Raw genomic sequence first — 13,376 nt, 5'->3', positions numbered from 1 at the left:
AGCTCCTACGGGAGCTTTTTTGTTGGGAAATTTTTTATCAATTTTTTTTATCAATCAGTTTTTAAAATAATTCGCTATGTGTGCCTACACGGACAAAAACAATCATATCGAATTTAGATAAAGCTTCAATACGATAACGTCAGTTCGGGATAAATTCTGATGTAAGCTATTGAAAAGATAGATTAAGCACAGCGGAGTCTCACCGTTTAAAGTCTAATGCAAGGATTAACCTTCGGTTCGACCTGAGAGGTACTACCTCGCAAGGCTTTCGGGAAAAGTAGGCAAAACCATTTGTCAGTCGCCAACTCGACAGATACTATCACGTACCTAATATATTGCAAAAACAGTATATTACAGATGTAACCTGCCTCGAACAATGCGACTGACATTTCCGCGTATCATATAGTTGGGAGCATATCTTATCCCAAGCTCAGGTTACGATAAATCAATAAGAAATCTCCGCCAACATGTAACTCACGATAATTCGTCCAATTGCCCGTCAAAGCATGGTCTTTCCACTCACCCCCTAAAGGCTCATCATTTGCAATGAGTAACATCATCACTGTCTTGAGTTTTTTCATATCATAACGACCATTACGAGAAAGCCGTTGCCAATCTGCTAAAAACTCTTTTGTATAATCTGATGATCGAGCCAAAACAGCACGCTTATCTTTAGCTGTTTTTTTCGAGGTCATTAAACAAGCCTTCTACTGTCTCAAAACGTGCTTTTTTCGCCTGAATAAGATCATCGGCTTCATTCATTGCTGAAACAGTTACAGTATTTGGTACACGTATATCAAATGGAATGGCTTGTTCAGCAACCACACGCGTCAAAAAAATGCGTACAGCATCGGAAACAGACATTCCCATCGCTTTTAAGGCCTGCTGTGCTTGCAACTTGGTTTCATCATCAATTCGTACATGTAACATAGACGTTTGTGAAGTCATCATATAACTCCTTATTCTGTATCTCGAATGAGATACAGAATAACACAAAACTCATCTTAACGATCTTCTTTTAAACAATGTTACATTGACAGATTGGTATATTCTTAAAAATGAAACCCCAATTTGGATACGATAGTGAAAATAATGACTTAACCAGTAACTCAGCTATAATCTCACGAAATCACTATACTTCTTAAAATCATGCGCCTTGACTTCTTTGATCTACAACTCTTTCTCCATATCGTGGACACTGGAAGTCTCACCAAAGGTGCAGAGCGCTCATCTATTTCGTTACAAGCCGCCAGTGAACGCATCAAAAAACTCGAACAACAATACACTGTCAGTCTTTTTACACGCCATGCTTCTGGCGTTAAGCTGACCATTGCAGGTCAAACTTTTGCTGAACAAGCTTCACTGTTAATTCAACAACGAAAACAACTTGAACAAGCCATGTTGCCCTATGCTGAAGGTCTCACAGCACAAATGACTTTATGGTGTAATTCTTCTGCACAAAGTGAATATTTACCCGCACTATTGCCACAATATTTAGTTGAAAATCCACATGTACACATAGATTTAAAAGAAGCTGAAAGCAATGATATTATTCAAGCCATTGAAAAAGGTTCGGCAAAATTAGGATTAATTTCAAGTTTCTTTAATTCACAACAACTACAAACTTTAGAGTTTTTTGATGATCCATTGGTTCTGATTTGCCCTGCGGATCATGCATTAAATGTACATAGTGAATTACAGCTCATCGACAGTTTAAATTATCCTTTTGTTGGACTGATGCAATATCACTCCTTACAGCAATCGATAGAAACTCAAGCAAAACTACTCAACTGCGCCATTCAATATCGTTTAAGGCTTCCTAATTTTGCCGCAATCGCTCAGGTTGTTGCCAACGGCGTAGGCATTGCAATCATGCCCAAACGAGCGGCACAACGCTTAAAACATTTGTATACATTTCATCAAATAGACTTGGTCGGTGAATGGGCAAAACGCCAACTGCTTTTGGCTGCACAAAATTTTGATGAATTACCAACAGCGTACCAACACTTTGCTCAATTTTTACTATCACAGAAATCAACATTGATTTTAGATGAGGACTTTAAAACTTAAAGCCAAACTCAAACCACCCCGAACTGATGTAATACCGAATACACACCAAAAATCACCAAGCCACAAAAGAACACTTTTCTGAATTTTTGTTCTGGAATGCGATAACGAATCTTGGTACCTGCCCACATGCCGACCAATGCAGGAATTAAAGCAATCAACGACAACTTATAATCAATCGGTGTATTTTCAACAGGATTTAAATGTAGAAATACAGCTAAACAAATTGTAGAAACGGTAAAAGCCAAACCGAGTGATTGCACCAAATCATCTCTTTTTAAATGTAAGGATTGCAAATACGGAACGACTGGAATCACCACCACACCTGTAGCAACAGTCAAAGCACCTCCCAAATATCCCACGATTGGAGATAACCATTTTTCATAGGGTGCAAGATCTGGCATATTTTTTGAAAATAGACCATATAGCCCATACAACGCCAGCATTCCGCCCAATAGTGCTTCACTATGGAAACTAGTGTTTGCGTGGCCTAAAGTCGGAAAAATACTCCAAATTGAACCGATAATAATACCGAGTAACAACGGATAGAAACGGCATACCAATTGCCAAACATGACCTTCAGCAAAAAGTTGCCAAATATTGGTCACCATGGAAGGAATAATCAATAAAGTGGCTGCTTGAAATGGGCTAATCACCAAACTCAATAAACCCATAGAAACAGCAGGTAAACCTAAGCCAATGGTTCCTTTAATCATCCCAGCGATCGCAAAAACACCGACGACAAAACCAATCATTGTGCATTCCTCATTTTCTAAGCGAATGCTAAAACATCAATGACCATCTTAAAATCATTCATTTTAGAATAGAGCCTCAATCAAAAATTGAGGCTTATATGATTCATCGTTCAGTGAATTGGTTCGCTTCATATCGAATGTTGAATATCTTGTTCTGAAAGATATAGGAAGATTAAGCTTTGATGAGTGAATATGATTTTTAATTGCATACCAATAATAAAACCCTGAGAAATATCAGGGTTTTATTATTTCGATCAAGATTAATCAGTTTTTGCCATTCGTTTTGGGTAAAAATATCGTTGCAAAACCCAAGAGCGGAATAAAAGAACACAGCTTAAATACCCATTCAATCCCATTCCGATCTGCTAAAGCACCGAGTGCTGCTGCAGCAATTCCACTGATACCAAACATCATCCCGAACATCATTCCCGCGACCATGCCCACACGTCCCGGTACAGCCTCTTGCGCATAAACCACCATGGCAGCAAAAGCTGAAGATAAAATCATACCTGCTAACATTGCAAGGATCACTGTCCAGAACAAATTGGCATGGGGCATCATCAATGCAAACGGCACCATGCCTATGAATGAAATCCAAATAACCGCTTTACGACCAATACGATCTCCAATTGGCCCACCGACAAATGTACCTACTGCCACCGCAGCCAAGAAGGCAAATAAATACAATTGTGCATGTTGCAAAGGCACATGAAATTTATGAATGAGATAAAAAGTATAATAATTACTTAAATTTGCGATATAGGTGAACTTTGCCAAAATCAACACTGAAATCACAATCAATGCACGTAATAAGGTTTTTCCATGCAGTTTATATGCTGTAGAAGCTGCCCCACTACTCACCATTTTATGTGCATGATGAATCGTCCACTGACTGACTTTAAACAACACACAAACGGCAATAAAAGCAAACAACATGAACCATGCTGAGGCAATTTGTCCATTGGGTACAATTATCAACGCTGCCAATAATGGGCCAATCGCTGAACCTGAATTTCCACCCACCTGAAAAGCAGATTGAGCTGTTCCAAAACGTCCACCAGAAGCCATACGTGCTACTCGTGAAGCTTCAGGATGAAACGTCGATGATCCAACGCCAATCATTGCAGCAGCAATCAATAAAACATAAAAACTCGGTGCAATCGCTAAAAGCCCAATCCCCAGCAAAGTCACAATCATCCCAAGCGGTAATAAATATGGTTTCGGATGTTTATCTGTATACAATCCAATCCACGGCTGTAGTAACGAAGCCGTAATTTGATAGACCAAAGAAATCAGACCGACTTGAGCAAAATTCAGCGCAAAATTATGTTTAAGCACTGGATAAATTGCAGGTAATGTTGCTTGGATGAGATCATTTAATAGATGTGCAACAGCCACCGCACAAATAATTGAGGCAACCATGCCTTGTGTTTTATTTTGACCCTGTCCGATGTCTTGCTGTGTTTGAGTCGGCGATTGCATCAGATTTCGCTCTCCATTTGCCTTTTGAGTATGCTATTTTAATTTGTCATCTATTCACCTAAGTTCCAATAATCATCGCATAAGTGACAAAATTGGCTCAAATATTCAACTTAAATAAATCAATACTCCATGGAAAAGTTCGACGAAAACGCTGAAGAAACATCTCAAAAGCTGGTCATTGCCATGGGAGGAAAGCATCCCTATCGTAGTGTGATTGCTTTACATCATCACACACGGGCTCAACTTTTATACGCTTCTGAAGGCTCAATTCGTGTACATACCACACATCATGTTTGGGTTGTACCACCACAATGTGCGTTATGGATTCCTGCTTTTATCAAACACAGCATTGTTTCATTGAGTAATATTCGTTTAAGCACCGTATTGATCGAAGAAAAAGCATCTCAACCGATTGGAGAACAATGTTTTTTGCTTAGAATGACCAATCTTTTACGTGAATTGGTACTGCGGTTAAATCAATTTGATGAAGTTCGTGAACACGGTGCTTCGTTTGATGATGAAGTAGAAAAATCTTTGCATCTTTTGATTTTTAACGAAATTAAACAGGCTTCAACATTTCCCATTGTAATTCCATGGCCACATGACCCTCGTTTAATTTCCATTTGTGAAGAATTACTGGAAAACCCAAAGAATATAAAAGATTTAAATACATGGGCAGATCAAATTGGCACCAGTAACCGAACTTTAATCCGACTGTTTCAGAAAGACACAGGACTGACTTATCGTGCTTGGATCCAACAAATGCACCTTGCTTTAGCACTTGGAAAATTAGCGCGTGGTGAGTCTATTGCTCGTATTGCTGAAGCATTGGGTTATCGAAGTTCGAGTGCATTTAGCGCCATGTTTAAAAAACATTTAGGCGATACACCACAACATTTTAGAAAAGAATAATTGAGCTATTTATTCTAAAAAAGCATCAATTCATTTTCTAAAAAAATCAAATCATGGTCTGATTTCTTTTAATTCTCGTTGTATAAAATGCTGAATCATTGCTCTGTAAATGGTTTCAACCAAATCGGGATCTGTACCAACTTCAAACGCTTTTTGGCGTACGTTATCAATCACTTGTTGCACACGCTCAGGAGATTGAGCATCTTCTGTAGTTCGTTTAAAACGCACAGCTTGATCGACATAAAATTGACGCGTTGCGATGATATCAATCAATTGTTGATCTAACTGATCAATCTGTTCACGGACTTGTTCTAAAGATTCACACTTCTCTTTTTTCATCATTTGATTCTTCTATGTTCTGTTCTTCTAAGTCTTGTTGAGCACGTTCCAGCTCATTCTCAGCTTTATACTTCTGTTCTAACACATTACTAAAAATACTTTCAATCATCCAAACACGATATAAGCTATTAAATACATAACGCTTGCCTTCGATTCTTAATTCTAACACTGGGAAATCAGGTTGATGCTTCTCATCACATTGAAGATCATTGCTTTTTAATAGCGCTTCAATATCGAGATCAATTAATTTTTCGATATTTAAATCACGCTGTAATTTTTGAAAATGTGCTTGAAAAGACAAATCCTGACCCCGTGTCCAAACAGCTTGTAAAATCTCATACATCGCATCTACACGTTGTTCTTCTGGCACACTGTAATAAAGTTGCGCCATATTCAGAATACTGTCTTTTGTTGGTCTACAAAATGGCGTGAATTTCACTTCAGTCCGTTTGGATAAACGAGTCGCCAAACTCCAATCAAAAAAGTCACGGCCGTGATAACTTAAAGGGAATACATTCAACTGAATATTATAATAATTTGCCAGTTCTTCTTTGATATAAGCCAGCAATAGCCAACTAATAGGATCTTCTAAAGCAATATATAAGTCCAATTCAGGATGCATGGCTTGAATTTCTGACAATTCCTCTGCATCACTCATCAAATGTTCACGCCATTCGATATGATTAATCAAGAAGATTGGATTATCTACCAGTACCTTTTGTTGTTTTAAACGGCGTGTTAAACGTAATAAATCATCTACAGCATGATATTTACGTCCACCGAATTCAAAGTAGCTTTCTAAAACAGGTGTATCGTTAAAAATACGTTCTGGAAAATTTTGTGGTTTTTGATGCTTACTCGCCATAACGAATAAAGTGCGTAATTTTCCATACTGTTGTTGCCATAACATATGGAACACATCTTCAAGTAAATAGAGAAAATTCTGACCTGTTAATGGCGTATTTCTTAGAATAATTTCCGCTTGTTGTAATGCTTCTTGAGTCGGTTGTTCAGGTTTTTCATTGTCATAACTAAAACGATGTTGCGTCGCGAGAATCTTGGCATCATTTAAACTATAAGTGCGCCATTCCTCTACAGTCATACCATTGGGGGGTTCTGCTGAAGTATTCGAAATAATGACTTTTAATGGTTTTAAATCATCCCGAAGTATCTCTTCAAGTTGTGGCAACTGTTGTACTGCAAGATAGCTATAAACATCGTCTAAACGCAAATAAATACTCAGCCCATGCTCCGTGGATAACACCTCTTGACGGGTTGGTTTTTGATAAAACCAACTCGATCGGATTGGATCAAACCAACGGCGTAGCAATGACATGTGTAGGGCCTCGAAATAAGCGCTTAAAAATAAATAGGATTTGATTGAAACTCATTCAAGCATATCATCCATTCACCTTGGATGCTGAAAAAAATCAATCTGAATAAATCCATCAAATTTTATAGCAATTCATCTCAAAATGATCAATGTCTTAATTCTCAAATGAATGAACACATTTAGGTCAATCACCATAAAAAAGCACTCAACTTGTGAGTGCTTTTTGGATTTTTTAAGTTTTTGCGATTCGAGATTTAGAGCTCTCGCACAGCGCCTTTTGAAGCACTTGTGGTATGCATCGCATACGCTTTTAAAGCTTTAGACACTTTACGTGGACGCTCTTCCGCTGGATGCCAACCTTTTGCTTCTTGTTTTGTATGACGGTGCGCCATTGTCGCATCATCAACTGCCAAGTGAATGGTACGGTTTGGAATATCAATTTCGATACGGTCACCATCTTCAACCAATGCAATCGCGCCGCCTTCAGCTGCTTCAGGAGAAACGTGACCAATTGAAAGACCTGAAGAACCACCAGAGAAACGACCATCTGTTAATAATGCACAATCTTTGCCTAAACCTTTCGATTTTAAATAGCTGGTTGGATAAAGCATTTCTTGCATACCCGGACCACCACGTGGACCTTCGTAACGAATCACCACCACATCGCCAGCAACAATTTTACCTGCTAGGATAGATTCCACAGCAGCATCTTGGCTTTCAAATACACGAGCTGTACCATTGAATTTCAAGATTGAATCATCAACGCCTGCAGTTTTAACAATACAGCCTTCAAGTGCGATGTTGCCGTAAAGGACAGCCAAACCACCATCTTTAGAGAATGCATGTTCTGCATTACGAATCACACCATTTTCACGGTCACCATCTAAACGTGAATAATAACGATCTTGAGAGAATGCTGTTTGTGTTGGCACACCACCTGGTGCAGATTTAAAGAAGTTATATACGTCTTCATCTTCTGTACGGATAATATCCCACTTATCTAAAGCATCTTTTAAGGTTTTCTCATGTACGGTAGGCACAGAAGTATCGAGTAAACCTGCACGGTCTAATTCACCTAAAATCGACATGATACCGCCTGCACGATGTACATCTTCCATATGTACATCTTGTTTCGCAGGAGCAACTTTACACAATACAGGCACTTTACGCGATAAACGGTCAATATCATCCATGGTGAAATCAACTTCTGCTTCGTTCGCAGCCGCCAATAAGTGAAGAACTGTATTGGTCGAACCACCCATCGCGATGTCTAAAGTCATGGCATTTTCATACGATGCTTTCGTCGCAATGTTACGTGGCAACAAACTGTAATCATTTTGTTCGTAGTGACGTTTGGTAATCTCAACAATCAACTGACCCGCTTTTTCAAATAATTTTTTACGGTTTGCATGCGTTGCTAAAGTTGAACCATTGCCCGGTAATGAAAGCCCTAAAGCTTCCGTTAAACAGTTCATTGAGTTTGCGGTAAACATCCCTGAGCATGAACCACAGGTTGGGCATGCTGAACGTTCGTATTCTGCAACTTCTTCATCGGTAAAGCTGTCATCAGCAGCCACAATCATGGCATCAACAAGGTCAATGGCATGTTCATTACCACGGATTTTCACTTTACCCGCTTCCATTGGTCCGCCTGACACGAAAACCACTGGAATGTTTAGGCGCATAGAGGCCATCAACATTCCCGGTGTGATTTTGTCACAGTTAGAAATACATACCATTGCATCGGCACAATGTGCATTTACCATATATTCAACTGAGTCTGCAATTAAATCACGAGAAGGCAATGAATAGAGCATGCCATCATGCCCCATTGCGATACCATCATCGACGGCAATGGTATTAAACTCTTTCGCTACACCGCCTGACGCTTCAATTTGACGTGCCACGAGCTGACCTAAGTCTTTTAAATGTACATGGCCAGGTACAAATTGTGTGAATGAGTTGACCACTGCAATAATCGGTTTACCAAAATCGTCATCTTTCATTCCTGTCGCACGCCATAAGCCACGTGCGCCAGCCATATTTCTTCCATGTGTCGATGTTTTTGAGCGATAGTCAGGCATTTTTACTTCCAACATTATTTGAGCTGAAATGAATTCAATAATTCATTTTGGCGGAATAAAACTGATAATCAGTCGAAATATATCTACATCATACTATAAGATGTTGTGTAACAGATGATCAAACGCAGGATCGTTTTTATACAATCGTGATTTGTGATGATTTCAACGATTATTTTGTCAATCGGGTATTCTAAAAACTAATATAAACCGATATTTGAGAATACAATACAAAACTTATATGAATAATTTTTAAAAAAAGCATAATTAAATTTTATAAATATAAGTAATTCAAACAAAACTCACGAATAAAAAAGGCTTCCGAGGAAGCCTATCTATTCAAATATTCATTACTTCTGTTTGATTAAATACAAACCTGTACATTGTTTGCCTTCGCGGTCTGTACATAATTCAGCTGTTTTTGCAGACATCCATCTTAAACTCAAACGAATATCAGCATTGGTATAATCCACAGGTTGTCCGCCACAGCCTGCTTTTTTATTGTCGGTTTGCACTTTCATCGCCAAAATATCTAAAGCTTTGGCATCATTACTTCTAAGTACAGAAAACTCACCCGTCATTCTTTTCTGTTTCGTAGTATAGGTGAATTGTTGAGGCTTGGTGAATTGATAGGTTTCTGTACATTGCGTCTTAGCATTGTAAATCGACCAAATTCCCCAAAAATCGTTGGCTAAATTGACTTGTGATTTATCAAAAGCTTGCGCTTGCATAGCCAATCCTAAACCAAGTGCAGCAAATACTATTTTCTTCATTTCGTATTTCTCAAAGTATTTAAATTAATGTTCTGGACGAAGATAAACTGGGCAGTTCTTTCCAAGTGAATCTATACAAAAATAGATTTTTTGATCCGATTCTTTCTTTAAAAAGTTGGTGGTTGACGACCCTGCTTGATTCTCACGGCTTCCAGTGCAATCAGGTTGTTGATTATCCGTTTGGAAACCAATCACAACAGCTGGTAATTCAAAACTATTTTCTTTCGATATAAAACTATACGTTCCAGAAACTCGTTCTTGATTACTACTAATTAATACTTCACCAGAAGGTAGAAAACGATAAGTTTCTATACATGCCGTTCCAGTTTGCACCAAGCCCCATTGCGGAGTTTTTTGTAAAATCTGCATTACAGATGCTGTCTCTGCTTTTGCAACGCCCACAATGCTCATCAATAAACTTAATACAACGAGTCTTTTTTTCATGCTGTTACCCAATTCCCTGTTTAACTCTATCACTTTTACCATGAAATATTAACGCGACGATTCGGTGCTAGGCATTCTATTAATTGAATTTTTCTATTTACCCCAGAACATTGTTGATAAGCATCGGTTTTATTTTTCGCTTCAAACTGAATTTGCTCAACATTTACACCTTGCTGAACTAAAAGTTGAGTCACGGTATTGGTTCTTGCTTGAGATAAATTTTGATTATATTTGAATGAGCCTAAGCGATCAGTATAACCATAAACTTGTACCGTTTTCCCATTTGACTGCTTAATTTCGTCAGCAATTTGACGCACGACTTCTGGGTTTTTTACGCCATTTTTATCAGAACGATCAAAATAAAATAAAACCGTTGCTGTCTGATTTGCAGGAGAAATCACACTTTGTTCTGTATCAGATTGATTATTTACGCCCCATGCCATTAAACCTTGGCAAGCTTCACCTTTCCAATACAGATTTTCAGATAAATAATGTTTATCAAAATCAATACGTAATTGGCAACGTTTATATTGAGTTGAATCAGGCTCTCTAATGTCTAATACATAATTCCATGTTCTGACAGCAAATAAGCCTTCAGAGAATTGTGGATTGCCCAAAATATGGCGAATTTGATCTTTGCTCAAACCTTTATCTAATCGTGCAACATTGTCATATTCATAACGTGGTACTTGTTTTAAATAACTGTCTTTCAGTTCTGGAAAATGAATGTCTTGAGCTGTTTGTGTTTCTATTTCAGCAGCATGACTTAAAGACATCACTAGACCACTGATTACACTTAACAGAATTGTTTTGTTGAATGCTTTCATTTTTTATCTCTCTAAAATTAGGGAAGAAAAAGGAAGGTTCGAAAACCTTCCTTGTCTAGTGAATTAGTCAATTACGCCACTGATACCAATACGTACGCTTGGATCACCTTCAGATGCTGCTGCCACACCACCAGTGATAGACCAACGACCGTTATCAGCAGTTTTACGTAACGTCACACCTACAGCGTTCTCACCACCATGGTATGCCGCACCAGCCGCATAGGTATATTTACCAGGAACATACGGTGCCGATTCCATTGCTAATGCAGCTGCAATACCTGCATTGGCTTTTTTCTCAACATCGTCTATGCGGTTGTTGGTTACACGGAATGCGTTATCAAGCTTATTATTCACATTATCAATTTTATTGTTTAATGTTTGATCCGCTTGATTTAATGCATCAATTGCACCGCCTACATTGTTATAAGTGTTACCACCAACATTATAGCTTGGAGCAGTCGTGAAGCTACCTGTGATATTGTCATAACCAGCACCACCACCAAGATAGTCAACAACTGTCTGGTTGGTCTTATTCAATTGACTACCATTCACTGCATCTTTAGAAGTTGCATTGACAGCGCCATCTTTAACACCAGTCACAACACGCGCACCTTCGGTACCCGTCATATCTACAGTCGTACCGCCAGTGTCTTTACCAACAGTAATTGGTGCATTCTTATCAGCCTGTTGAACAAGACCAGAAGTACCATTGTTAATATTGGTAATCTGTTGTTGAACATTCCACAACTGACCGCCATTCACTGCATCTTTAGAACCCTGTGCAATAGAACCATCAGCAACATTATTCAGTTTTGTTCCATTACCGTTGTTATTCGATAATGTTACTGAATCTTTGCTTGCATTGTCATATTGAACGGCATTATTCGCAACTTGATCAACTTTGTTTTGAACATCAGTGATCGCTGTATCCAACTGCCCTTTATTCACTGCATCTGTTGAATTAACACCATTCGCAACATTGGTAATTTGTTTATTACCCGCACTAATGCCTGCTGTCGTTACACTTGGACCATTGGTAATGATCAATCCAGTATTACCTAGTGTCACATTTGAACCAACCGTTACACCGCTGTTGTTAATAACAGTATTGCCTGTAGTCAACGAATTAACATTCAAGTTATCAGCTAGTTTGACTGCAATCTTGCCATTCTTCACTTCAGTTGAGATGTTTTTGTCATCACCAACAACTTCAACAGACTCACCCAATTTCTTCTGTACGGTTTGTCCATCTTGAGCAGTTAAGGCAAAACCTTTATTGACAATGTTTCCAGTCGCATCGACAACTGCATTGTTCAAGTCACCCGCATTTACCGCTTTAGATGCATTTGCAACATTGGTGTAATCACCTGCACTTGCAACATTATTCAAGCTTGTACCACCTGTTGTGGTGATCTTGCCTGTTGTCGCGTCTTTCGTACTGCTTGATGTTGTTCCTGCAAAAGTTACGCTGTCTTTGTTTGGTACGCCTGACTTGTCATCATACTTCACAGCGTAGTTGTCTAATGTACTTTGCGCTGTATTTAAAGTGTTGATTGCTTTGTTAATACTGGTTTCAGCATTACCACTACTGTCTTTAACAGTAAGAGCTGTATTGTCTACACCAGCAATGGTCTTACCTGCATTGTCTTTAACCGAAATGCCATCTTTACCAATGACTGTTGAGCCAGTCGTTCCATCTGTACCGTTATTTACAGTGATACCAGTTAAGTTGTTCAAGTTTTTGTTCAACTCAATTGCAACCTTACCACCCACAACTTTCGTCGTGATGTTGCTGTCTGCGCCAACAACTTCTACAGCTTCACCTAGGTTTTTCTGTACTTTGCTACCATCCGCTGCTTGTAATGCAAAGCCTTTTGTAGTGGCTGCATTCGTCGCATCTGTAACCGCATTGTTCAAATCACCTGCATTTACAGCTTTAGAAGCATTTGCAACATTGGTGTAATCACCTGCACTTGCAACATTATTCAAGCTTGTACCACCTGTTGTGGTGATCTTGCCTGTCGTTGCATCTTTAGTGCTACTCGCTGCTGTACCGTTGCCGTTACCTGCTGTAATACTGTTGTAGTTGGTACTACCATCAGCATTCTTGTCGTATTGAACACCATTGCTTAGTACAGACTGGATCGCATCATTGATGTTATCTTTGCCTGTTCCACCAATGTTGCTCATTGTGATATTACGCAACGTTGGGTCACTTGAATTATTGGTTGCATTACCACCAAGAATGTCTTTAACAGAATCAAGTCCTTTATGTAGCTGTCCTCCATTGATTGCATCGGTTGAACCTGCTGCCAATGAACCTGCTGCCAAACCACTAATCTTGTTGGTACTGCTATCAATTA

At 38.8% G+C, this 13,376-nt stretch carries 13 protein-coding genes; 2 read left to right on the top strand and 11 right to left on the bottom strand.

What is annotated here, in order from left to right; translation table 11 throughout:
• Nucleotides 1-419 precede the first annotated feature (419 nt).
• Both GGG_RS0107325 and GGG_RS0107320 read right to left on the bottom strand, forming a co-directional pair.
• Nucleotides 420-695: a type II toxin-antitoxin system YafQ family toxin gene (locus GGG_RS0107325; protein WP_010113476.1), complete on the bottom strand. Its 276-nt coding sequence runs from the start codon at nt 693-695 to the stop codon at nt 420-422.
• Nucleotides 673-948: a type II toxin-antitoxin system RelB/DinJ family antitoxin gene (locus GGG_RS0107320; protein ID WP_010113474.1), complete on the bottom strand. Its 276-nt coding sequence runs from the start codon at nt 946-948 to the stop codon at nt 673-675. The genes GGG_RS0107325 and GGG_RS0107320 overlap by 23 nt, the downstream gene beginning before the upstream one ends.
• A 201-nt stretch (nt 949-1,149) precedes the next feature.
• On the opposite strand from GGG_RS0107320, the gene GGG_RS0107315 reads away from it, so the two are divergent.
• Nucleotides 1,150-2,070, top strand: a complete 921-nt coding sequence (locus GGG_RS0107315; RefSeq protein WP_010113472.1) for a LysR family transcriptional regulator — start codon at nt 1,150-1,152, stop codon at nt 2,068-2,070.
• Nucleotides 2,071-2,078: 8 nt separating this feature from the next.
• Here the strand turns inward: GGG_RS0107315 and GGG_RS0107310 are convergent, their stop codons facing one another.
• Together GGG_RS0107310 and GGG_RS0107305 are read right to left on the bottom strand one after the other, a co-directional pair.
• Nucleotides 2,079-2,822, bottom strand: a complete 744-nt coding sequence (locus tag GGG_RS0107310) for a sulfite exporter TauE/SafE family protein (protein ID WP_010113470.1) — start codon at nt 2,820-2,822, stop codon at nt 2,079-2,081.
• A 264-nt stretch (nt 2,823-3,086) separates the two neighbouring features.
• Entirely contained in the window at nt 3,087-4,304 is a 1,218-nt protein-coding gene (locus tag GGG_RS0107305; RefSeq protein WP_010113469.1) for an MFS transporter, read from the bottom strand.
• Nucleotides 4,305-4,433: 129 nt separating this feature from the next.
• On the opposite strand from GGG_RS0107305, the gene GGG_RS0107300 reads away from it, so the two are divergent.
• Nucleotides 4,434-5,216 carry a helix-turn-helix domain-containing protein gene (locus GGG_RS0107300; RefSeq protein WP_010113467.1) on the top strand — a complete coding sequence of 261 codons (783 nt, stop codon included), beginning with the start codon at nt 4,434-4,436 and terminating at the stop codon, nt 5,214-5,216.
• A 51-nt stretch (nt 5,217-5,267) separates the two neighbouring features.
• On the opposite strand, the gene GGG_RS0107295 is transcribed toward GGG_RS0107300, so the two are convergent.
• From GGG_RS0107295 to GGG_RS0107265, 7 genes are all read right to left on the bottom strand, one after another.
• Complete coding sequence (locus tag GGG_RS0107295; RefSeq protein ID WP_010113466.1) at nt 5,268-5,555, bottom strand: chorismate mutase; 288 nt, start codon at nt 5,553-5,555, stop codon at nt 5,268-5,270.
• Nucleotides 5,536-6,891, bottom strand: a complete 1,356-nt coding sequence (locus tag GGG_RS0107290; protein WP_010113465.1) for a hypothetical protein — start codon at nt 6,889-6,891, stop codon at nt 5,536-5,538. The genes GGG_RS0107295 and GGG_RS0107290 overlap by 20 nt, the downstream gene beginning before the upstream one ends.
• Nucleotides 6,892-7,142: 251 nt before the next feature.
• The gene (gene ilvD, locus GGG_RS0107285; protein ID WP_010113464.1) at nt 7,143-8,972 is read right to left on the bottom strand and encodes a dihydroxy-acid dehydratase; all 1,830 of its coding nucleotides are present in this window, start codon (nt 8,970-8,972) and stop codon (nt 7,143-7,145) included.
• Between the two features lie 347 nt (nt 8,973-9,319).
• Complete coding sequence (locus tag GGG_RS0107280) at nt 9,320-9,742, bottom strand: hypothetical protein (RefSeq protein ID WP_010113463.1); 423 nt, start codon at nt 9,740-9,742, stop codon at nt 9,320-9,322.
• Nucleotides 9,743-9,766: 24 nt separating this feature from the next.
• The gene (locus GGG_RS0107275) at nt 9,767-10,186 is read right to left on the bottom strand and encodes a hypothetical protein (protein WP_010113462.1); all 420 of its coding nucleotides are present in this window, start codon (nt 10,184-10,186) and stop codon (nt 9,767-9,769) included.
• 35 nt (nt 10,187-10,221) lie between these two features.
• The gene (locus GGG_RS0107270; protein WP_010113461.1) at nt 10,222-11,013 is read right to left on the bottom strand and encodes an OmpA family protein; all 792 of its coding nucleotides are present in this window, start codon (nt 11,011-11,013) and stop codon (nt 10,222-10,224) included.
• 63 nt (nt 11,014-11,076) lie between these two features.
• On the bottom strand, nt 11,077-13,376 hold a 2,300-nt coding region (locus GGG_RS0107265; protein WP_034599082.1), incomplete at its 5' end, for a YadA-like family protein.

Source organism: Acinetobacter sp. P8-3-8, assembly GCF_000214135.1.
GTDB lineage: Bacteria > Pseudomonadota > Gammaproteobacteria > Pseudomonadales > Moraxellaceae > Acinetobacter.
This window is presented reverse-complemented; position numbering and strand designations above follow the sequence as displayed.

What these genes read in the sequence shown, in the direction of transcription:
- GGG_RS0107325 (WP_010113476.1), bottom strand. Translation starts at nt 695, where the DNA reads ATGACCTCGAAAAAAACAGCTAAAGATAAGCGTGCTGTTTTGGCTCGA.
- GGG_RS0107320 (WP_010113474.1), bottom strand. Translation starts at nt 948, where the DNA reads ATGACTTCACAAACGTCTATGTTACATGTACGAATTGATGATGAAACC.
- GGG_RS0107315 (WP_010113472.1), top strand. Translation starts at nt 1,150, where the DNA reads ATGCGCCTTGACTTCTTTGATCTACAACTCTTTCTCCATATCGTGGAC.
- GGG_RS0107310 (WP_010113470.1), bottom strand. Translation starts at nt 2,822, where the DNA reads ATGATTGGTTTTGTCGTCGGTGTTTTTGCGATCGCTGGGATGATTAAA.
- GGG_RS0107305 (WP_010113469.1), bottom strand. Translation starts at nt 4,304, where the DNA reads ATGCAATCGCCGACTCAAACACAGCAAGACATCGGACAGGGTCAAAAT.
- GGG_RS0107300 (WP_010113467.1), top strand. Translation starts at nt 4,434, where the DNA reads ATGGAAAAGTTCGACGAAAACGCTGAAGAAACATCTCAAAAGCTGGTC.
- GGG_RS0107295 (WP_010113466.1), bottom strand. Translation starts at nt 5,555, where the DNA reads ATGAAAAAAGAGAAGTGTGAATCTTTAGAACAAGTCCGTGAACAGATT.
- GGG_RS0107290 (WP_010113465.1), bottom strand. Translation starts at nt 6,891, where the DNA reads ATGTCATTGCTACGCCGTTGGTTTGATCCAATCCGATCGAGTTGGTTT.
- ilvD (WP_010113464.1), bottom strand. Translation starts at nt 8,972, where the DNA reads ATGCCTGACTATCGCTCAAAAACATCGACACATGGAAGAAATATGGCT.
- GGG_RS0107280 (WP_010113463.1), bottom strand. Translation starts at nt 9,742, where the DNA reads ATGAAGAAAATAGTATTTGCTGCACTTGGTTTAGGATTGGCTATGCAA.
- GGG_RS0107275 (WP_010113462.1), bottom strand. Translation starts at nt 10,186, where the DNA reads ATGAAAAAAAGACTCGTTGTATTAAGTTTATTGATGAGCATTGTGGGC.
- GGG_RS0107270 (WP_010113461.1), bottom strand. Translation starts at nt 11,013, where the DNA reads ATGAAAGCATTCAACAAAACAATTCTGTTAAGTGTAATCAGTGGTCTA.